Annotated in this window: 18 protein-coding genes and 4 pseudogenes; 9 read left to right on the forward strand and 13 right to left on the reverse strand. The window is 57.8% G+C overall.

Going from position 1 to position 20,697, the window contains the following annotated elements; all coding sequences use genetic code 11:
* Positions 1 to 51: 51 nt before the first annotated feature.
* The 7 genes from RGV59_RS25565 to RGV59_RS25595 all read right to left on the reverse strand — a co-directional run bounded on the left by RGV59_RS25565 (position 52) and on the right by RGV59_RS25595 (position 6,062).
* Positions 52 to 186: a hypothetical protein gene (locus tag RGV59_RS25565; RefSeq protein WP_274521375.1), complete on the reverse strand. Its 135-nt coding sequence runs from the start codon at positions 184 to 186 to the stop codon at positions 52 to 54.
* A gap of 810 nt (positions 187 to 996) precedes the next feature.
* Positions 997 to 1,929 carry a pyridoxamine 5'-phosphate oxidase family protein gene (locus tag RGV59_RS25570; RefSeq protein ID WP_126587119.1) on the reverse strand — a complete coding sequence of 311 codons (933 nt, stop codon included), beginning with the start codon at positions 1,927 to 1,929 and terminating at the stop codon, positions 997 to 999.
* Positions 1,930 to 2,008: 79 nt separating this feature from the next.
* Complete coding sequence (locus RGV59_RS25575) at positions 2,009 to 2,893, reverse strand: LysR substrate-binding domain-containing protein (protein WP_126587117.1); 885 nt, start codon at positions 2,891 to 2,893, stop codon at positions 2,009 to 2,011.
* Positions 2,893 to 3,813, reverse strand: a complete 921-nt coding sequence (locus RGV59_RS25580) for a LysR family transcriptional regulator (protein ID WP_102618816.1) — start codon at positions 3,811 to 3,813, stop codon at positions 2,893 to 2,895. The genes RGV59_RS25575 and RGV59_RS25580 overlap by 1 nt, the downstream gene beginning before the upstream one ends.
* Positions 3,814 to 3,831: 18 nt before the next feature.
* The gene (locus RGV59_RS25585; protein ID WP_046490607.1) at positions 3,832 to 4,464 is read right to left on the reverse strand and encodes a glutathione S-transferase family protein; all 633 of its coding nucleotides are present in this window, start codon (positions 4,462 to 4,464) and stop codon (positions 3,832 to 3,834) included.
* Positions 4,465 to 4,596: 132 nt separating this feature from the next.
* Positions 4,597 to 5,388: an ABC transporter permease gene (locus tag RGV59_RS25590; protein WP_126587115.1), complete on the reverse strand. Its 792-nt coding sequence runs from the start codon at positions 5,386 to 5,388 to the stop codon at positions 4,597 to 4,599.
* Complete coding sequence (locus RGV59_RS25595; protein ID WP_126587112.1) at positions 5,385 to 6,062, reverse strand: ABC transporter ATP-binding protein; 678 nt, start codon at positions 6,060 to 6,062, stop codon at positions 5,385 to 5,387. Before RGV59_RS25595 ends, RGV59_RS25590 begins: the two co-directional genes overlap by 4 nt.
* 256 nt (positions 6,063 to 6,318) lie before the next feature.
* Here RGV59_RS25595 and RGV59_RS25600 point away from each other — a divergent pair, with 256 nt between their 5' ends.
* From RGV59_RS25600 to RGV59_RS25610, 3 genes and pseudogenes are all read left to right on the forward strand, one after another.
* Complete coding sequence (locus tag RGV59_RS25600; protein ID WP_126587110.1) at positions 6,319 to 7,524, forward strand: DUF1835 domain-containing protein; 1,206 nt, start codon at positions 6,319 to 6,321, stop codon at positions 7,522 to 7,524.
* A 188-nt stretch (positions 7,525 to 7,712) separates the two neighbouring features.
* Positions 7,713 to 7,913 (forward strand): annotated as a pseudogene (locus tag RGV59_RS25605) (IS5/IS1182 family transposase); the annotation flags it as partial.
* Positions 7,914 to 8,266: 353 nt separating this feature from the next.
* Positions 8,267 to 8,986: a hypothetical protein gene (locus RGV59_RS25610; protein ID WP_126587108.1), complete on the forward strand. Its 720-nt coding sequence runs from the start codon at positions 8,267 to 8,269 to the stop codon at positions 8,984 to 8,986.
* A 236-nt stretch (positions 8,987 to 9,222) separates the two neighbouring features.
* Here RGV59_RS25610 and RGV59_RS25615 read toward each other — a convergent pair whose 3' ends face one another.
* The 4 genes and pseudogenes from RGV59_RS25615 to RGV59_RS25630 all read right to left on the reverse strand — a co-directional run.
* The gene (locus tag RGV59_RS25615) at positions 9,223 to 10,113 is read right to left on the reverse strand and encodes a DMT family transporter (protein ID WP_260473905.1); all 891 of its coding nucleotides are present in this window, start codon (positions 10,111 to 10,113) and stop codon (positions 9,223 to 9,225) included.
* A gap of 17 nt (positions 10,114 to 10,130) precedes the next feature.
* The gene (locus tag RGV59_RS25620) at positions 10,131 to 11,243 is read right to left on the reverse strand and encodes an ornithine cyclodeaminase family protein (protein ID WP_046382765.1); all 1,113 of its coding nucleotides are present in this window, start codon (positions 11,241 to 11,243) and stop codon (positions 10,131 to 10,133) included.
* A 627-nt stretch (positions 11,244 to 11,870) separates the two neighbouring features.
* Positions 11,871 to 12,785, reverse strand: coding sequence for a LysR substrate-binding domain-containing protein (locus RGV59_RS25625; protein ID WP_046490617.1), 915 nt, complete (start codon positions 12,783 to 12,785; stop codon positions 11,871 to 11,873).
* Between the two features lie 75 nt (positions 12,786 to 12,860).
* Positions 12,861 to 12,968: pseudogene (locus tag RGV59_RS25630) on the reverse strand (IS5/IS1182 family transposase); the annotation flags it as partial.
* 22 nt (positions 12,969 to 12,990) lie between these two features.
* Here RGV59_RS25630 and RGV59_RS25635 point away from each other — a divergent pair.
* Positions 12,991 to 13,218, forward strand: a pseudogene (locus RGV59_RS25635) (hypothetical protein); the annotation flags it as partial.
* 43 nt (positions 13,219 to 13,261) lie between these two features.
* Here the strand turns inward: RGV59_RS25635 and RGV59_RS25640 are convergent.
* Positions 13,262 to 13,546: pseudogene (locus tag RGV59_RS25640) on the reverse strand (Hcp family type VI secretion system effector); the annotation flags it as partial.
* Positions 13,547 to 13,656: 110 nt separating this feature from the next.
* Between RGV59_RS25640 and RGV59_RS25645 the strand changes: the two are divergent.
* From RGV59_RS25645 to RGV59_RS25665, 5 genes are all read left to right on the forward strand, one after another.
* A complete protein-coding gene (locus RGV59_RS25645; protein WP_238587298.1) occupies positions 13,657 to 14,016 on the forward strand; it encodes a hypothetical protein in 360 nt (119 codons plus the stop codon).
* Positions 14,017 to 14,163: 147 nt separating this feature from the next.
* Positions 14,164 to 15,609: a PAAR domain-containing protein gene (locus tag RGV59_RS25650; protein ID WP_322247064.1), complete on the forward strand. Its 1,446-nt coding sequence runs from the start codon at positions 14,164 to 14,166 to the stop codon at positions 15,607 to 15,609.
* The gene (locus tag RGV59_RS25655) at positions 15,606 to 16,223 is read left to right on the forward strand and encodes a hypothetical protein (RefSeq protein ID WP_046487397.1); all 618 of its coding nucleotides are present in this window, start codon (positions 15,606 to 15,608) and stop codon (positions 16,221 to 16,223) included. Before RGV59_RS25650 ends, RGV59_RS25655 begins: the two co-directional genes overlap by 4 nt.
* Positions 16,224 to 16,498: 275 nt before the next feature.
* Complete coding sequence (locus RGV59_RS25660; protein WP_322247065.1) at positions 16,499 to 17,938, forward strand: PAAR domain-containing protein; 1,440 nt, start codon at positions 16,499 to 16,501, stop codon at positions 17,936 to 17,938.
* Positions 17,935 to 18,549 (forward strand): hypothetical protein, encoded by a 615-nt coding sequence (locus RGV59_RS25665; RefSeq protein WP_126586309.1) that lies wholly within the window; start codon positions 17,935 to 17,937, stop codon positions 18,547 to 18,549. The genes RGV59_RS25660 and RGV59_RS25665 overlap by 4 nt, the downstream gene beginning before the upstream one ends.
* A gap of 23 nt (positions 18,550 to 18,572) precedes the next feature.
* On the opposite strand, the gene gspD is transcribed toward RGV59_RS25665, so the two are convergent.
* On the reverse strand, positions 18,573 to 20,696 hold the full coding sequence (gspD, locus tag RGV59_RS25670) for a type II secretion system secretin GspD (protein WP_126586365.1): 2,124 nt from the start codon (positions 20,694 to 20,696) through the stop codon (positions 18,573 to 18,575).
* Between the last annotated feature and the right edge of the window lies 1 nt (position 20,697).

A 20,697-nucleotide genomic window follows, 5' to 3' on the forward strand; every position in this document is an offset into this window, starting at 1 on the left:
CTCGTTAAGTGGGTGACGGTTAAATTTACTCACTCGTCGGTTGTTGCTCGGTTATTGAATTGTGACCACACCCACCACTACCGCCGTTGCATCCACCGCCGCCTCCACATCCACCGCTTCCGCCGCACCCACCCTGGCTTCCTGATGCGCCGGCGTTACCTGCATACGGATTGAACCCGTACTCATTATCAAAACTAAAAAACAGCTCTCCAAACTCTTCACTTTTCATCTCAATTCTCCTGAGTCCACACAGATACTATCTTTGCCCACTTATAAACAAGTGACGATAGCAATCTAGCTTTCCTGGAAAAAAATGCAATTTTTGCATACTTCATAATGTAGGAAAATTTACCAACGACTTTAGGAAAGCTCCTTCATAAAAATCAGAAAACAAATAACTCTACGTAAGATAAAAAATCGCTACCCACGCTGAACAGGAACACTTAACCCTCGCAGAATTAATACCTTACGAAGCCTCAACCTGCACATATAACTTTTATTTTAATCCAGGACGAGCGTGTAGGACGCAGAACACATTCAAAGAATTTTATAAGAGAATCCGACATACGGTCTAACTTCAACTATTCGCCATATGTTCTTAGAGGAAAGGTCTGCGCGTTTTTTGCTGATCGAACCGGGATTCGGGCGGCGGAATAGTGATGCTCATCGGCGCTTTCCATTATGTTGCAGGGAAAACTCGGTGGTGGTGTCGATACTCTGGGACAAGGGCAGCAAAAACAGCGTCGCCGTACTCAGCAGAATTCCCGGGAAAGATGGCAAATCGCGCTGGCTATTGAAGCGGATCAACACCGAATAATCCCCTGCCTTGCCCCGGCCGGTTTCGACACTGTGAAACACCCCGGTTTCGCGTAACCGGTTACGAATTTACGCGGCATTCAGCGAGTCGTCGACCATGACATGGATCGGCTTGAGGTAGTCCTGACCGTCGGGCAACGTCCGCTCGGACAGGGTATTGGTGGCCGCACAGCCAGTGCCCTACCAACGCCCCATCGCCAGGCTGTACGGCGAAAACTCCGCAAACCGCCACCTCAACGCCAACGCCGCCGGGCGGCGGACCACCTGTTCCACCGTGACCGTCCACAACCGCTGCGCGCCCTCGAACCGCGCCACCTCGGGGCCGTTGAGGATCAACGAAGTGTGCCCGGCCAGGTGCATCACGTCGCCCGATGCAAAGTCGATGAACAACAACCCCGCCACCGGGTTGGCGTGCAGGTTGCCTAGGGTGTTGAAGAACAGGTTGCCGGCAAAGTCGGGGATGGTCAGCACGTCGCCCTCCACACGCACGAAGCCGCGGTTGCCGCCGCGATGGGAGACGTCCACCGAGCGTTCGCCGTCGATGTCCACATAACTGGCGACGAAGAACGTGTCGGCGTTGCGGATCATTGCGCGCGCGGCGTCATCCAGGCGGTTGCTGCGCTCGGCCACGCCCCCGGGTTGGCGGGCGATCCCATCGACAGGGCGCAGTTGGATGTATTTGGGGCAATTGCCGAAGGACTGAACCACATCGACCGCAAACCCCTCGGCATCCAGCGCGCCGACCCGACCATTCAGGCGATTGCGGCGGCGCGTATCGAGGTCGATGCCGAGCAAGCCGACGGCGGCCCCTGGCTGCAGGGCGGAGCGCGCCGGGTCGCCGCTGCCGGGCAGGCTGTCGATCTGTAAGGTGTGCGGGTCGGGTGAATGGGCAAACCCCGGCGCGCCTTCGATCATCGTCGCCCAGGGCATGCCATGCGCGTCCACCACGCCGAGCATCAGGTATGGCAACAGCGGATAGAACCCTCGGTGTTGCTCGAGCAGATGATCACGGATCACCTTGGCGCCAATCATGTCCATACGCTCGGCGGCACCGGCGCTGGCTTGCATCTGCCGTTCGCCGGCGTGCCAGGGGGAGTGTTCGATCAGGTTCATGGCGATCACCTCGTGTCAGATAGCCAGATGCTGCGCCCCGCCACGCGGCGAGAGAATACCCACGTTCGGCAATCGAGCATTACGCCAACTGAAATGCCGGATGCTCGCGCAACGCCGCCACGCAGTGATCGACAAAACTGCGCACGCGCATCGGCGCCTGGCGGCCTTCGCGGTAGACCACGTTGACCGGCAACGGCGCCAGTTCGTGGGCGGGCAGGACGCGGCGCAATTGCGCGCTGACCAGGTGCTCGTGAACCGGGTAGCTCAGGCACCGGATGATCCCCGCGCCATGCACGGCCGCATTGATCGCACCTTGCACCGAGGTGCAGCGCAGGCGTGTACGCGCCTTGAGGTGGGTATGGGGGAAATCCCAGTGGACCTGATCGGCGCTGGCGATCAGGCGATGCTGCTTGAGCTCGTGCGGGTGCGCGGGTTCGCCGTGGGCCGCAAGGTAATCGGGGCTGGCGCAGAGGACCTGCCGCACCTGGCCGACTGGCCGCGCGATCAGCGACGAGTTGGGCAGCGTACCGACCAGGATCGCCACGTCCAGCCCCTCTTCGTGCAGGTTCGGGTAATAGTCGTGGTAGCGGGCTGTCAGGTAAACATCGGGATGGCGATCCATATAACCGGCCAGGATCGGCGCCATCACATACCGGCTGAACAAAAACGGCAGGAACACCCGCAGATTGCCCTGGGCCTGCACATGCGAGCCGTTGGCCGAGGCTTCGGCGGCGTCCACGGCCGCCAGCAGGCGGACACAGTCGGCGAGGTAGGCACGGCCGGCTTCGGTGAGACGGACACCCCGCGTGCTGCGTTGCAGCAACGCCACCTGCAGACGTGCTTCCAAACGCGCCAACGCGCGCACCAGCGTCGCGCCGGACACCCGGGCGCTGCGCGCCGCCGCCGCCAGGCTCGGTTGCCCGGCCAGCGCGGCAAACAGCTGCATATCGCGATAGCGCTCCATCAGTTCGGCCGCTGCGGCGCCGGGTTCAGGCCACGGTCCTGCGCGAAATGCTGGGTGAGGAAGTCGACGAAGGTCTGCACCTTCGCCGGTACGCGGGCGCCCTTCTGGAACACCACCTGGATCGGCAGCGGCGCGGGCTCGAACGCGTCGAGGACAATCTCCAGTTCACCGGCCGCCACCGCCGCCGCCACCTGATAGGACAGCACCCGGGTCATGCCCCAGCCGATGCGCGCCAGGTTGATCGCGGCGTTGTTCGCCGTGACCACCAGGCGCGGCTCGATGGGCACCGTCAGTTCCTGCTCGCCGTCGACGAATTGCCATGCGCTGATCAATTGGCTGGCCGACGACGTAGCGATTTTGGCCTCACGCAACTGCGTGGGATGTTGCGGCCGCCCGTGCCGGTCGAGATAGCCGGGCGACGCACACACCACTCGCCGCACTTCACCGACCTGGATCGCCTGTTGCCCCGGCTCCTGCAGATGGCCGATACGCACGGCCACGTCGACACCTTCGTCGGTCATGTTCACCACGCGATCGACCAGCAAAGCGTTGATGTTCACCAGAGGAAAACGATCGAGGTACGCCCCCAGCAACGGCGCCACATACAGCTCGCCAAACAGCACCGGGGCGGTCACGGTCAGTTGGCCGCAGGGGATGGAATAACTGCCCGCCGCCGCTTCCTCGGCTTCATTCAGCTCGGCGAGGATGCGTCGACAATCTTCCAGGTAGCGCTGGCCGGCTTCGGTCAGGTGCAGGCTGCGAGTGGTGCGCGCCAGCAGTTGGGTGCCGATGCGCTGTTCCATCGCGGCAATCGCCCGGGTCACGCTGGGCGGCGAGGTTTTCAGGCGGCGTGCGGCGGCGGCGAAGCTCTCCTCCTCGGCCACCGCGAGGAACACCTGCATTTCATGAAAGCGGTCCATCGGTGTCCCTCTTGAAGGTTACTGTGATTGCAGGCCCACCGCCGTGCGTGGCATGCCGACAAACCCCGGCAAGGCTTCGATACTGGCCAGCCAGGCGCGTACTTGAGGGTAGTCGGCCAGCGACACATTGCCTTCCGGCGCGTGGGCCACGTAGGTGTAGAAAGCGATGTCGGCAATGCTCGGCTGCTCACCGACCAGGAAGCGGCTTTGGCCCAGCTGCTGCTCTACCAATTGCAGCAAGGCGTGGGAGCGACTGATGGCGGCGACGGTATCGACATCCGCGCCAAACACCACCGCCAGCCGCGCGGTCGCCGGCCCGGCGTGGAGCTGACCGGCGGCGGCCGACAACCAGCGCTGCACACGCGCCTGCCCCAGCGGGTCGCTCGGCAGCCATTGGCCGTTGCCGTACTTGCTCGCCAGGTACAGCAGAATCGCGTTGGAATCGGCGAGTACGGTGCCGTTGTCATCGATCGCCGGCACCTGGCCGAACGGGTTGATCGTGTCGACGAATTCAGCGGTTTTGTGCGCGCCTTGCTTGAGGTCGACCAGGATGAATTCGCTGGGCAGGCTCAACAGCGACAGCATCAGCTCGACCCGGTGGGAATGGCCGGACAGGGGGAAACCATAGAGTTTGATCGCAGGCTGGGACATGAAAGGCTCCAAAGAAGTGGGGGTCTTGACGCCAGCCATGTTCCGCCGTGGCGCCTATCGATGGAATCACCAGGATTTACAATCGAGCATTTCACGCGGTGAAACAATCACCGACAGTCCATCGCCTGGCCGTCAGCGCTCTTGCAGTCGATCGCGCAAAAACCGATGGTTCCTGGAAAACAGGCGCCGGTAGGTGAGCAGCACCGCGCCGACCGTGCCCAACGCCGACGAAGCGGCGATCAGAAACATGATCACGATCTGGTAGCGCACCGCATCCACCGGGCTCTCGCCCGCCAGCACCTGGCCGGTCATCATGCCGGGCAGGCTGACGATGCCGACCACGGCCATCTGGTTCAGCGTCGGGATCATCCCGGCGCGCACCGCCTGGCGGATCGCTTCCTGCGCCGCTTCCCAGCGTGAGCCGCCGAGGGCGAGGATCATCTCGATGGTGTTGCGGCCCGAGGTCAGTTCCTGGGTCATGCGCTCGATGCCCAGGGACACGCCGGTCAGGGTATTGCCGAGGATCATGCCGAGGATCGGGATCGCGTACTGCGGCTCGTACCACGGGTGGATGCGAATCACCGCAAACAAGCCCACCGCCGTGACCAGCCATGAACTGGCCCACACCGACACGATGCTGTCGATCCTTTGCCCACGGTAAGTGCGCCGCCCGCGCCCCGCCGCCGACAGGCCGGCAATCAGGGTCATCGCGCACATCAGCGGCAGCACCACGTACCAATAGGCGAACGCGAACACCCAGCCCAGCAGGTAACCGATCGCCAGCAGTTGCACCACGGTACGCACGGCAGCCCACAGCAACTGGCGCTCCAGGCCCAGGCGCAACGCCAGCGACAGCGCGCCGTTGATCAGGATCAGCGCGGCGGCGATGGCCATGTCCAGCGCGGTCAGGTTCTGGTAGTTCATGCTTGGGTGGCTCCGCTCAGCACACCGGCGCTCATGTGCAGGTGGATGTCACTCATGCGCTGGGCCTGTTCCAGGTCGTGGGACACCCAGACATACGCGCGGGTCGGGTCATCGGCGAACCAGGTATCGATCAGCGCTTCGACATCACGCGAGGACGCGGGGTCGAGGGCGGCGGTGGGTTCATCCAGCAACAGCACCTCAGGGTTGAGCTGCAGGCTGCGGATCAACGCCACCACCTGGGACTCGCCGCCCGACAGGTCACTGGCATTTTTTGCCAGGAAGTCCGGCGACTTGCCGGCATGCTGCAGCAGCGCGGTGACGGTCGCCAGCTCGAAATGACGTTTACGCAGGCTCTTGAGGCTGAACGGGAAACGCAGGTTGTCCAGCACGGTGCCGTCGATCAGCGCCGGGCGTTGGGACAGGTAGCAGATGCGGCTGCGGTACTCGGGAATGTCTGCGTTAGCGATCGGCCGGTGATTCCACAGGACCTGCCCCGATGTGGGCGCGTCCAGCAACGCCAGTGCGCGCAGGAACACGCTCTTGCCGGAACCGGACGCGCCGGTGATCGACACGCGGTCGCCGCGGTGCAGGGCGAAGTCAGTGGGCTGGAGCAAGACCGCCTGGCGACGCTCATCCCTGCGCGCCAGGGCGCGGGTTTCGATCAGTGCGCTCATGGACGCGAGGCTCCTCATGTTTCGGTCAGGCGCAATGGTGAAGCAGGCGCGCAGGCTTTTCATAGCAATAGTTCAAGCGATGGCGACCGGTCCTGTGGCGGGCGCCTTGCAATCAGCCCCTGCCCTGCCTATATTTGCCGCCTGGCGCTCTCTACGCCACCCTCCGCGGAAAGGGCTGCGCCCAAGACAGTGAAGCACTCAATCATTTCTACGACTCCCAACCTTAAAGCGGAAAAGGTGTGTGCAAGGAGCTCGTATGTCGCAACGCCGCGTATCCTCGACCACTGATGGCCGTCTCAACCTTGAGCAGCAGCGCAAGCGCGCCAAGGAACTGTTGCCGCGCCTGAAAAGCGAAAACCCCGACGCCACCTTGTCCCAGGCGCAATGGCAGATCGCCAAGCAGCTGGGTTTCAGCAGTTGGCCGCAGCTCAAGGCCCATGTCGACGCCATCGACTTCGCCGCCCGCCATCCCGATTTCGCCGCCAGCGATGAAGCCCGCACCAGCCATTGGCGCTGTGGCAACGACATTGCCCACAGCCTGCAACTGGCGGGGTTCAAGGGGCACTTCCAGATGCTCACCGACCCGCTGTGCATGGGCCCGGTTCGCGACCTGCCCCGCGAGGCATTCCGCGCCATGCGCAGCGCGTTCATCAGTCACGCCTTTGCCCTGGGCGAAGCGGATGTGGCGCGCCGTGTCGCCGACGAATACAACCAACTGGAAACCTTGGCCAGCGCCGAACACAGCGTGCTGTGGTGCGAGGCGGATGCGTATGACCAACTGTTCCTGATCCGCGCCCTGGCCGCTCTTGACCAGGCACCGCGCAAGCTGGAACTGATCGAAGTGGACCGCATCCCGGGGGTAGAACGGTTTATCGGCATTGGCCAATTGGCCCCCGACGTACTGGCGTGGTTATGGCCGCAGCGGCGCCTGATCGACGACGAGGCGGTGCAGTTGGCCAAACAGGCGTGGTCGGCGTATTGCGCCAGTTCCCCCGTGCAGTGGGCGGAACTGGCCCACGGGACGCACACGGCGCTGCCCTTTCTTGCACGCGCTTTACTGCGCCAGTTGCAGGAGTTGCCCGGCAGTCAGGATGGTTTGTCACTGACCGAACGCCTGTCCCTGGCCTACATCGCCGAAGCGGGGCCGGTAGCGTTCGGGCGCGTGTATGCCGAGTTGATGGCCAAGCGCGAACCGCTGCCGTTCCTCGGCGACATGATGTTCCATGCACTGCTGCGGCCGTTGATCGACGGCGAGCATCCTTTGTTGACGGAAACCGAGGCCCATCTTGAATGGCCTCGGCGGGTGCTGGCGCTGACAGCGCTGGGGCACACCGTGCTGGGCGGCGATGCTTATTGGCTGGACCACGCCAGCCATGAACGCTGGGTCGGCGGTGTTTGCCTGAGGCCCGGCCAATCGCATTGGGCCCTTGATGAACAGCTGTCGCCGGTATGGCGGCCTTGATTCGCGGGGTGGGGGATTTCGTCCGGGCCGGACATAATATCTGTGAGGCCCAGTGCAAGGTGCTTTCAAGGTAATCACCACCGTTGATGACGACGAAGACTGGCGTCAAAAAGCGTTAAGGAAACTCTAAAAAAATTCCCAGATTTGGTGAAATACCTGCCTCGCACAAATCGAACGGTTGAGCCCCGATGAAACAGATGTCCTTCGCCGATGCCGGGTATGCCGACAAACGTAGGCAGACCCGCCATGAGCGCTTCCTGATCGAGATGGATCAGGTCGTGCCCTGGAAGGGCTTGATTGCCCTGATCGAGCCGCATTATCCGAAAGGCGAAGGCGGTCGTCCGGCGTATCCGTTGCTGGCCATGTTACGGGTTCACTTGATGCAGAACTAATGCGGACTGATCGCCCTGAAATACAGCGATCAGAGGAAAAAACCATGAATTAAAGACAGGAAAGGTCTGTTTTCGACCGACTCAGCATTTTTTGAACCTCAAGCAGCGAGGACATCAAAAATCGATGAGTACTTCAGACCTTCCCTAAGGGCTGCTGGGCTTACGTTGATGACATTGCGCCTGATCATGGCCCTGCATTCGTAAAATGCCAGAGCATCGACCAATAGAGAAACTAATACCGAAGATAGCATTACTCCATTGCAGCCGATGCTGTCTTCCAATAAAAATTTGCGCTTGTTAAATCATCCTAAGGAGCAGGAAAACAAGTCTCTTGTTAGTACTGAGCGCATATGACAGACACACCCATTTACCCGCTGCTTATTGAACAGAACCGCTCTGAAAATTACAGGGGAACACCAAAACTAGAGGCGACCCTCAAAAAGAATCTTATGAAGAAAACGCCTATCCGCACAGCACTCACATACTCTAACGCCGTACTTTTCATTTCGTTAGGAATCGCAGCGCTGCTCCTTGACGAAAACGGAACAGTGATTGCTGGCGAACAAACATTTGAAAATCCTATAGAAGCCATTATAACCAGCTCGCGAAAGTCGACCCTAAGTATAAATCAATCTTATAAAACTCACGATGCTTTACAGGAGCTCTCTGATCATGGCATAGCTTTTGATATGTTACACAGCGACTCAGAAAGTCATTCCATTTGCTGCATTGATCAATGCGATAAATCTCTAGCAGAAAATATCTTAGAAAGATCGCAGCTACTTAGGCGCGAAAGATCCGCACTATCAGACAACGACCTCATGAGGGTAAGCACTATAGGAAACCCAGCTCCTGCCCACCTCGACTCGATTGTAGAGATGATTATGTGTCATAGCGAGCTGCACAAATCCAAAGTATCCCACAGCGAGATCCGCAGAAGCGGCGTGTCTGTTACTGTTGAGGCAGAATATGCAAGCATTTTGGCGCAGATGTTGCGCGATAACCTCCAGAAGCGACCTGTGCATTCTATGCAGACCCGCACGGAGACTGTGGGGTGCGCGTTTTCTTGATGTCATCGCGAGCAGACTGCCGCGATTTAGCCAGTAGAGGGTAGCGTTTGGGTCGTCGCTTGATGGCCCGTGGCTCTATGCGGTTTGGGTGATTTCGACTTTCTGATCTTGGCGTTGTGGCCAAAGTAACCGTCCGGCCACACCCCAAGGCTTAGGGTTACGCACGAAGGGATCTGGCGGGGGGGCAAGTAACTGCCATCCGTACCGGGACCTGTCCAAAGATTCAAACCCAAACTCTATTTTCGAAACCCGAAGATATAGATCATACCGCCGCTGGCCAGCACCATCCCGGCGACTTCGATCAGACTGGGTACTTCCGACAGGACGAAGATAGCCAGCACGGACGCTATGCAAGGGACCAGACCGCCAAAGATGGAGCCACGGGTTGCACCAAGCACTGTCACAGCCTTCGTATAGAACAGCAGGGCCAGAATCGCCGCAAATACGCCCTGGAATAGGGATTGGAAAACTATTTCAGAAACGGGTGCGGAGAGGATACCTGGGGTTCCCCAAATGAAATATAGAGGTAGGTAGAGCAACATGGAAATGACGGATACCGAAGCTGTGGCCTGGAACGCATCCACGTCCCATGCACGCGAGGCAATGGTATAGATCCCCCATAATGCTCCGGCAGCAATGAATAGCAGGTCTCCCAGCCAGGCCTGTCCACCGCTTTCCGACATGCTTCGCCACCCCGAAAGGGTCGCCCCTACCATGATGACAAAAATCCCGATCAGTACCGCTTTTTCCGGCCTGTCACGAAGGAAGAACCAGCCCCCAATTGTGGAAACCGCAATCATCGCACTGGGGATGAGAACGCCGGCATGTCCGGCGGGGGCATATGCCAATCCGAGGATTCCCAGAAGTACGTGCGGAATACCCTGCCCCACTGTAAGGACCAGGGTTTTCGGCAGACCAAGCATGCCTGTCCCTTTCTTTAGAACAAAGGGCAGCAAAATCAATCCGGCCACCATAAAGCGTAAGGCCGCGATGTCATAGGGAGACAGCGTTTTTTGAACCCCAAAACGGGAAAGAACAGGCCAGGCTCCCCAGATAAGAGCAGATAAAAACCCAAAGAACACTGCTACAGATAGTGCTTTTCTGTCTATCAGAGTTGCGCTTGTCATGGCCTGTCTTTCTCTACTCATGCTAATTTTAAGGTACGGTCGTGCACTGTATTCTTGACGGTATCAAGAGCGTTCGCGGAATTTGAGAAAAGATATGGGTTCATGGGGTCATCACATCCCGCTTCAATCAGGATCCGCTGACCAAGCCCTAGTCTCTCCGCCTGATCGATCAAGACCTCGGTCATTATCTGATCTTCCAATGAAATACCGGTGCTATCAAAGATGGTCTGTTTCATCTGATATTGGATATAGGCTTGCGGCTCTTTCACTATTTTGTGCAGCTCAGGGCCGATATAGCCGTATTCGTCTTTACTCAATTGCTGGCATTCACCTTCGTTAATGGCCTGTTCCAGATAATCCGTGACAAGGAACGAGCTTTTGAGCAGCTCTGTTGATAATTCATATTTGCGCGGCGTGTCGGCACCAATAGCATTGATGTGTACATGTGGTTTCATCCCGCCAGCGTGGAGAACCGGGCCTGCATCAAGGCCAATGGAGGTGGCAACACAGATGATGTCGGACTCTGCCAGTACCCTGTCTTTGGAAGCGATGATCGGTGTAATTCCCAGGGCGGATACCCGCTTGGCGAAAGTTTTTTCCACTGCGGGGTCAATATCGTGGATCAAGACTGCGTCAAAGTCATAAATTCGACTGAGGGCATGGGCCTGGGTCACTGCCATGGCGCCAGCTCCGATCAGCCCAAGGGTTTTGCTTTCAGGATGAGCCAGCAACTTCGAAGCCACAGCGGATGCTGCGCCCGTTCGTACTGCTGTTGCAAATACTCCATCGATCACCGCAATAAGGTGGCCGTCCCTTACGTCATATAGGGAGTTAGTGGCCATGACCGTCGGCATGCCCCGGTTAAACGGATTTCCCGGATGGTAGCCAACAACTTTTAACGCGACATTTTTATCCCGGCGGTAAGCCGGCATAAACTCTATCAGCCCCATTTCCGGAGTTTCATAGACAAAACCGGTGCGCGGTTGTATTTCAACCTGGCCATCACCAAACACGTTGAGGGCATCACGTAGTTTTGCAATCGTTTCATCCATTAAAGTGTCGAGCCCGACGGCTGCGACAATTTCACCAATGTTTTCCTCAGAGAGGATAATAGTTGCTCGCTGTGCCACTTTGTCGCTCCTATATGTTCACATGATAATTGGTTTCAGTCTTATTCTGATGCTTGGTGCTGCGTACTTCGATTCGGCGGTATGCTGCGTTGAACGGTCGAACCTCACCGGAAATTATCTTGGAATAGAAAGATCAATAGAATGGCTCTATTACTTACATCTGATGTCTTCAGGCACGATGACCACCGACTGCCTTGCTCATGGGGTGCCGACCATCGCGCGGAGGTATGGAGATTGTTGCAGCTTATGAACCATGCTGCCCGCGAGCCAGGTGGCTTCGATTGACGAGTATTACGCTCACATTGCGGCTTAGAAAATACGAGACTCTCAGGTTAGAGTCGATGGAGTAATTCTTCGATAGGCATTAGTTTTTCTAAAGAGATGACATCACCAACCTATCCAGCAACATCGCACAGCAGAAGACTTTATTCGCCTTGTCGAACCTGTGGACGGTGCAAAAATGGTTGTTGAATGCGGGAGAAGTGCGTCTCTAATGCGGACTGATCGCCCTGAAATATAGCGATCAGAGGAAAAAACCATGAATTAAAGACAGGAAATGTCTGTTTTCGACCGACTTAGCATTTTTTGAACCTCAGGCAGTGAGGGCATCAAAAATCGGTGGGTACTTCAGACCTTCCTTAGCGAACAGGCCAAGGAACTCATTAGCCAATCTTCGAATTTTTCCAAAGCCACCATTTTCTGCGTGTACTCAGGCTTAAAAAAAGTGTAACAATTATCCTCCGGAAAACTAGTATCCAGCACCCTTACCAGTTGACCACTTTGTAATTCGTGATCGACTAGAATTGACTCTGTTAGAGCCAGCCCATGACCATGAATGGCTGCGGTCAAAGCCAGGTGCCCTTCTGTAAAAACGATACTCGCCTTACCAAGGTCCAGGGACAAGCCTAAATCAGCAAAGACATTTTTCCAGCTTTTATGAAGTTTTCTATGACTTTCAATTTTCGTTTCATAACTGATCAATTTATGTTCACAAAGGTCGGCATACGTTTCAATTTTAGGTGTTTTTTTAATATATGCGGGACTTGCGACTATGATAACTTCTGAGCAGCCAAGCACTTTGCTATTTGATGGAAGATTTTCTCCCTTGCCAAATCTTATTGACGCGTCAATACCATGACTGCGAAAGCTTCTAACGTCACAAGACGCATCAATAACAACATTAAGATCCAAGTGTTTTTCGTAAAATTTATCCAGATTTGGAATAAGCCACTTTACGGCAAATGAAGGTGGGGCAGAAATAGAAAGTGTTGTTCTTTGCGTCCCGATGATCTCTTCCGCGACAGCGGCCAGTTCCCCTAGTGCTTTCTGAGCTACGCTGGCGAGCCGCTGGCCAGCCTCGGTTAGCGTTAGCCCTTTGGCGTCCCTTATGAAAAGCGAGCAGTTCATGTAGTTTTCAAGAATCTTGATCTGCTGGCTGGTGGCTCCCTGAGTCACGCATAGCTCAGATGCAGCCCTGGTTACACTGAGATGCCTGGACACGGCCTCAAACGCTTTCACAGCATTGAGTGGCGGGGTTTTCATGGCTCAATCCTTAAGAAGGTCTCGTATCCATCGAACAATCACGCCATCGAATCTAATCTAAGAGTCCCCTGTTTCCTAGGCACTGTACGAAAAGTATTGCCGCAGACACCGCATGGCACAGGCCAACGAGACCATCGCCGCAAAATTTTTCGCGAGCGTCTGAAAGCGCGTAAAAAGACGTTGCGCTGCCGGTATTTAGGGTGATCTGCAGGATGGTTTGTCACTGACCGAACGCCTGTCCCTGGCCTACATCGCCAAAGCCGGGCCGGTAGCGTTCGGGCGCGTGTATGCCGAGTTGATGGGCAAGCGCGAACCACTGCCGTTCCTCGGGGACATGATGTTCCATGCACTGCTGCGGCCGTTGATAGACGACGAGCATCCTTTGTTGACGAAAACCGAGGCTCATCTTGAATGGCCTCGGCGGGTGCTGGCGCCCGGATGCGCAAAGACCCGCTATCCGGGCACAAGGTGCGGCTTCAGGCTTTAACGTTCTGCCGGATATTCCAGCCGAACTTCACTGGCCCACCGTCCTTGGCGCCGTCGGCCTTCTGCGGCTGGTAGCTGACGTCGACGCTGGCGAAGTTCAAGGCGATGCTGTCGTAGAGCACCTCATCCTTACTTTCAGCAGCGGTGCCGTAGGACACCACCATGACTTCCTTCAGGGTGATCACCAGATACTCCACCGGGCTGGAACCGCCCGCCTTGCGCACTACCAGTCTTGCTTCGGGATAATGCTTGCCGGTCGCGCAGGCCATCATCAGCAGGCATCTTTATTGAAAACCATTGGGAATTCATCAAGCGGTACATGCCAGTAATCGGAGCAGACATTCTTGTCGCATGCACCTCAATAGGATTGACGGCGATCCTGACAATGCTCACCTATCTCTCGACGTCCCCCATTGGTTTTGCTACCAAGACATCATTTTTCGGCGCTACGGGGCTTGGTGCAGTATTTGCCCTTGCCAAATACGAAGTGTTATACGGACGCATCCACTGGGTCTGGCTGAACATGGCGATATACCTCATCTGCCTGCTGGTATCACTTCCCGCAATCGCCTACCGCCCCAACGCTTATCTCTACTCCATGGCCCTCCTCAGCCCCCTGATCGGCCTCCTGATCCTCAACAGCAAGCGCTGCCGCGAACTGCGCCACAAGATGCTAGAAATCCGCCACAAGCGCGAAGCCATCATCGCCACCCTGAAAAAACAAGGCCGCTGGAAATGGTGGTAACCCGCGCGGTTGCTGACACCCCCGACTTTCGGCCTCACCAACCCGATAACCGAAGCAACCTACATCCGGCTCGGAAGCATCTGGCTTCTCGCCCTCGCCTGCCATGCCTAGCCTGCTGGTCCCGCCCACAATAAGGACACCGCTGGCATGCGGCGCTATTTCATTACCCGAGGAGCCAAGACCACCGCTGGCGGGACCGTCGTCGGCGGTTTGACGGGCTTTCGCATCACCCAAGTGGACATCGCCCTTGAAGGTCATGAGGTGCGTTGCCCGGTGTGCAAAACCACCGGAGTCATAGTTTGTGTTGGCCCGCGCCTGGAGCAGTGGGCACTAGGACGACGGGTGGCGCTCTCGGACGATCTCTGCCGCTGTAAATGCGACCCGCCCCCGCGCCTGCTGGCCGACCAGTTCGAGCGGTTTCAGACCCTTACCGCCGAAGACTCCGCGGTACACCGCCGAAGCGCGACTGCATCGGAAGCACCAGCGCCAACACCCGCGAAAAATCCTACCCCGAGCTCAACGCCTTCCGCTTTCAGCGAAATACTCGAGTCAGCCTGCGAGCGCAATTGGCGTTTCTACCAGAAGCAGGCAGAAGACGTGATCGCCCCCGGCGGCAAGCTGATCGCCGACCCCAGGTTGCGCAACCGGCTCATCAACTCGGCGTATGCCCAGCTCTGGCGCCTCGATAACCGTTTTCAGTGGGCGGGCCTTGCGGCGTTTGCCTCCAAGCAAGTGGGGTGCGGTTTGCTGCACGCGGCAGAATCCATCGAGAAAATTCAGGCGGAATTTGAAGCGGCGGAGCAATTGCGAAGGAGTGCCCGGAAAGGGGTTTGGGGGTTGTTCAGCGCCGAGGAGCGTGAACGGCAGGCAAAGCTGCGGGAGTACGAGCGGCGCCTGCGGGAGTATGAACAGGCCAGCCGTAATAACCCGGTGCCTGATGTTGATTGGCGGCGCGAGGGTGAACCGCTATCGAGCGTGCAGCTGCTTTATCAACATGTGTACGAGATGATGGCGATGGGCAATACCACGCTGTTTTTGGATGTGTTTCCGTTGCATGCGTTTTACAAGGAGCGGGGGTTGGGGTTGTTGGAGAGATGTTTACCGCTACGCAGAAAGATTCATGGAAATGGTCAGTCTCCGGTGCTGTGGCCGGTGGGGCACGAGAGGCTTGAGTTCGGCACCAACCATAGGGAAATCCTACGTTCTTTCAGGGCTATTGACGCTGGCAACATTGCGGAGGGTGTTGAGCATCTGGCTCGTCACGAACAGAAAAACATTCTTCAACCGACAATGTACAACGATCTGAAATTGATAACTCTGTTGCGTGCCAACCATCTTTCCTACGTCACAGATATACCGTCCGGGGCCGCGCAAGCCATCGAACTGACGCTTGCCAGCCAATGCCACCCTGCAGATGAAAGACGTACGATTGCCTTTAGTAACAATCCATTCGCCAACTTGGCCGATATCAATCAGCGTATGGCGTTCGTCCTCAAGGCCGCCGCGCAGTTTGACGACCTGCTACATAGCACCGAGCGAAATCGCATAGAACAGGCGATTGAAGCCATCGCCGAAGGCCGGGATGTTCGATGAGTAGGCTCACGAAGGTGAGCTGGCAAGGCATCGCACCCGTGCTGTTCGCTGCCGCGTTACTGGCGGGAATAACAATGCGTTTTTTCGCCGACGAGCCAGAAGTCGCATTGATGCTTGGAGAACCTTGGGAGGACATGCGCAAGCGCTCCAGCGCCGCCATTGACCCCGCAATTCCTGGGCATCATTGGTTCAGGCTTCCCAAAGCCGATGCTCGCCTTCAATTCATCGACCCTGAATATGCGTTCACGACCCCGGTGTCCCGCTTCTTCACCGTGGACTTCGACAGCGATCAGCGGGTTAGCGGCATTCGTATGTCCCCTCAAATCGAACCACTGCTACTCGATGATGCCCTCAAGGTTGTATTGGATCTACAAGAGCAATGGCGCAAAGGCGGCTGGGTCTCCATCCGAGCCAAATATGATCCCCCCTTTGCTGACACACCAGAATGGCGCGCCCAATTGCAGGACCCGTACCAGGGAGGGACCTCGTACTGGCAGGCTGGAAATAAATACCAAGTGATGCTGGTGGCCCATCGATTCAAGGATGACCGGCACCCCAATGAGGAGCGTTATCTGATCACGCTGAACCTGGGCGAGCCTTGGGTGCGCCCATGAATCTACATTCAGGCTGTCGGGGTATCGGATGTGAACTGATCATTGTTGCGCTACTACTGGGGAGGCTAAGTTTTTTCAGCATAGAACCATAAATTGCGTTGATGCTCAGCGAGCGCAGGGAGGGCAGGTTTCGATGCGTTGCCCACAGAATGCAAAAACATCCCGAAGGGTAATTACAGAACCAACCTACAAAAACCCGCGAAGCGTCCGACTACCGGGCTTTTCTCGCCGAGCCTAGCGTGCTGGTCCCTGCTAACAAAAAGGACACCGCTGGCATGCGGCGCTATTTCATTACCCGAGGAGCCAAGACCACCGCTGGCGGGACCGTCGTCGGCGGTTTGACGGGCTTTCGCATCACCCAAGTGGACATCGCCCTTGAAGGTCATGAGGTGCTTTGCCCGGTATGCAAAACCACCGGAGTCATAGTCTGTGTTGGCCCGCGCCTGGAGCAGTGGGCACGAGGGCGACGGGTGGCGCTCTCGGACGATCTCTGCCGCTGTAAATGCGACCCGCCCCCGCGCCTGCTGGCCGACCAGTTCGAGCGGTTTCAGACCCTTACCGCCGAAGACTCCGCGGTACACCGCCGAAGCGCGACTGCATCGGAAGCACCAGCGCCCGCGAAAAACCCCGCCCCGAGCTCAACACCTTCCGCTTTCAGCGAAATACTCGAGTCAGCCTGCGAGCGCAATTGGCGCTTCTACCAGAAGCAGGCAGAAGACGTGATCGCCCCCGGCGGCAAGCTGATCGCCGACCCCAGGTTGCGCAACCGGCTCATCAACTCGGCTTACGCCCAGCTCTGGCGCCTCGATAACCGTTTTCAGTGGGCTGGCCTTGCGGCGTTTGCCTCCAAGCAAGTGGGGTGCGGTTTGCTGCACGCGGCAGAATCCATCGAGAAAATTCAGGCGGAATTTGAAGCGGCGGAGCAATTGCGAAGAAGTGCCCGGAAAGGGGTTTGGGGGTTGTTCAGCGCCGAGGAGCGTGAGCGGCAGGCAAAGCTGCGGGAGTACGAGCGGCGCCTGCGGGAGTATGAACAGGCCAGCCGTAATAACCCGGTGCCGAATATTGACTGGCGGCAAGAGGGGGAGCCATTTTCAAGCGTGCAACAGCTTTACCTGTATGTGTATGAAAGTTTGACGATGGGCAATACCACGCTGTTTTTGGATGTGTTTCCGTTGCATGCCTTTTACAAGGAGCGGGGGTTGGCGTTGTTGGAGAGATGTTTGCCGTTGCGCAAAAAAATTTATGGGTCAGGTCAACAATCAGTTATATGGCCTGTCGAACCGGAGATACTCGAGTTCGGTGATGATCACCAAGAAATCCTGCTCGCTTTCGAAGCCATAGACGCTGGCAATATCGCCAAAGGTGTTGAATATCTCGCAGCCCACGAGCAGCAGAATATCCTTCAACCGACCCTCTATAACGATACGAAACTGGTTGCCCTGCTGAGAAGTAACCACTTTTCCTACATTACCGACATACCGTCCGGAGCAGCCCAGGCAATCGAACTGACGCTTACCAGCCAATGCCATCCTGTCAATGACGGTCGCACAATTGCCTTTAGTAACAACCCATTCGCCAACCTATCCGATATCAATCAGCGTATGGCGTTTGTCCTCAAGGCCGCCGCGCAGTTTGACGACCTGCTAAATAGCACCGAAAGAAATCGCATAGAACAGGCGATTGAAGACGTCGCCGAAGGTCGGGGTATTCGATGAGCGGGCTCTCAAAAATGAGCTGGCGGCGTGCTGCTCTTGTACTGTTCGCCACTGTCCTGCTAACGGGAATAGCACGATTTTTCATCAGCGAACCAGAAATTGCACTGATGCTTGGCGAACCCTGGGAAGACATGCGTCAACGCTCCAGCGCATCCATCGACCCCGCCATTCCCGGGCATTATTGGTTCAGGCTCCCAAAATCTGAGGCTCGCCTTCGCTTTATCGATCCTGAATATGGATTCGTGACCCCCCAGGCTCGCTTCTTCACAGTGAGCTTCGAGAGTAATGGAAGGGTCAGCAGTGTCCGCATTTCCCCTCAGGTCGAACCGCTTTTGGTCGATGACACGCTTGAAGTCGTACTGGATTTACAAGAGCAATGGAGCAGGGGCGGTTGGCTACCCATCCGGGTCAAGGACAACCCACCATTCGCAGACACGCCGCAATGGCGTGCCCAATTGCGGGACGTGAACAAGGGGGGAACGTCGTACTGGCACGCTGGAACAAAGTACCAAGTCAGAATGGCGGTTCATCGTTTCAGGGACGACCGGCATCCGAATGAAGAGCGTTACCTGATCAAACTGCAACTGGCCACGCCATGGACACAGCCATGAAGCGGCATTTTGACCGCGCGCCTTCAGTTCGCTGGCCGCAGCAGCTGCATCTGCTGGCGATAGTCATCCGTCACCTGCCGCGCCTGGCTGCTGCTGGTGATCACCTTCGGCGTAATCAGCACAATCAGCTCAGTGCGGTCCTTGGATTTGCTGGTGTTGCCAAACAACCAGCGCAGGCCGGGGATTTTCCCCAGGTACGGCACGGCACTGACGCTCTCACTGTTGTCCTGCTTGATCAACCCGCCGAGCAATACGGTCTGCCCGCTCTGCACGGCGACTTGCGTCGAGACTGAACGCGTGGAGATACGCGGATTCACCGGCGTGTCGCTGCTGCCGGTCTGGTTCTCGGCATCGCTGACCTGCTGCTGGATATCCATGTACACCAGGCCGCCCGGATTGATGCGCGGCACCACGTCCAGAATCACCCCGGTCTGCACGTATTCGACGCTGCTCAGGGTGGTGTCGGCATCGCCGGTGTTCACCGTGGTCTGGCTGATAGGAATGTTGTCGCCCACCTGGATCTGCGCCGGCTGGTTGTTCATCACCACCAGCGACGGCGCCGACAGCACCTGGGTGCGGCCGTTGGTTTCCAGGGCATGCAAGGCCACTTGCAGGTTGGAACTGACGAAGGAATAGAACAACGAATCCGACGCCCCCAACCCTGCCCCGCCACCGCCCAACGCGCCCTGGCTGCCGGAAGCGTTGGCGACTGTGGTGCTGGTGGAATTGCCGGCCAGGCGACCGAGGTACCACTGCACGCCAAGGTCCAGTTCACCGGTGAGTTTGACTTCGAGGATGCGCGTCTCGATCTGCACTTGCAGCGGCGGATTGTCGAGGCGTTTGATCGCGGTTTCGATCTCTTTCCATTGCGCCGGGCGGGTACGCACCAGCAGTTGGTTACTGCTTTTTTGCGCGGTGATGCGGGTGCCGGCTTCGAGGCTTTTATCCGGTGCCGGTTCGGGCGTTTCGGCGACGGGCTCGGGTTCGTCGGCAGGCGGCGGCGGGTTCTGCAGGCCACCGGCATTGTTGTTGAGCGATGACAACGTGGTGGTGCGCAACCCCGGCGCGACCTTGGCCGGCGTATCGTCCTTGATCGCGCCGTTGCCGTAGATCTGCCGCAGGTACTTGGCCAGGTCCGAAGCCTTCATGTTGCGCACGTCGTACACGTACATCTGCGGTTCGTTGCCGCCGCCTTCGTCGATGGTGCGAATCCAGTCGCCCACCTCGCTGAGGTACTGCGGCTGGGAAGAAATCGCCACCACCGAGTTGGTCCGCTCGATCGGCAGAAAGCGCAGCATGCCCGCCAGGGGCATGCCGCTGTCCGGGCCGAACATGGCTTGCAGCTCGGGCATCAGCTCGGCCACCGACGCGCGTTGCAAGCCGAATACGCCCACCGACATGCCCTTGAGCCAGTCCACATCAAAGGTGTCGATGGTGGCCTGGTAGTTGGCCAGTTCTTCCGGGGTGCCGGCCAGACTCAGCACATTGCGCGCCGGGTCCACCAGCAGAAAAGCGTTTTCGCGGGCGAACGGCTTGAGCAGTTTCTGCATCTCGGTGGCGGAGATATAGCGCAACGGAAACAGCCGCGCCGACAGGCCGTTGGACGGTGGCGCCAGGTTCATCTGCGGCACCAGCTTGCCCGCCACCGCCTGGTTGGCCGGCAGGATCACGTAGCGGTTGCCCTGTTTGATCATGGCGTTGTCGGTCCAAGACAACAGGGTTTCCAGGATCGACAGCGCCTGCTGTTTGTCCACCGGCTTGGAGGTGGAAAAGCTGACATTGCCTTTCACGCCTTGGGCGATGCTGTAGTTCTCGTGCAACAGGTCGCCCATCACGCTGTTGATCACCGCTTCGATCGGCTGGTCGACGAAGTTGAATACGATATCGCCGCCCTGCTCTTTCGCCGGCAGGCTGGCGCTGGGTGGGCGCACGAATTGCTGGCTGCCCCGCCTCACCTGGCGTTGGGGCGCTACCTTCGCCGCGGGCTGCGGGCTTTGCGCCGCCGGCACCTCACTCGGCGGGCGTTGCGCGCCGGTGCCTTGCATGGCTTCGTGGAGTAACGCGTCGTCCGCGTCGAGGCGGTCGGGCAGTGAGCCACAGCCGCCCAGGGAGACGGCGGTAGTCAGGCAAAACAACGAGGTGCGCAGA

Source organism: Pseudomonas sp. FG1, assembly GCF_034313875.1.
In the GTDB taxonomy this organism is placed as follows: domain Bacteria; phylum Pseudomonadota; class Gammaproteobacteria; order Pseudomonadales; family Pseudomonadaceae; genus Aquipseudomonas; species Aquipseudomonas veronii.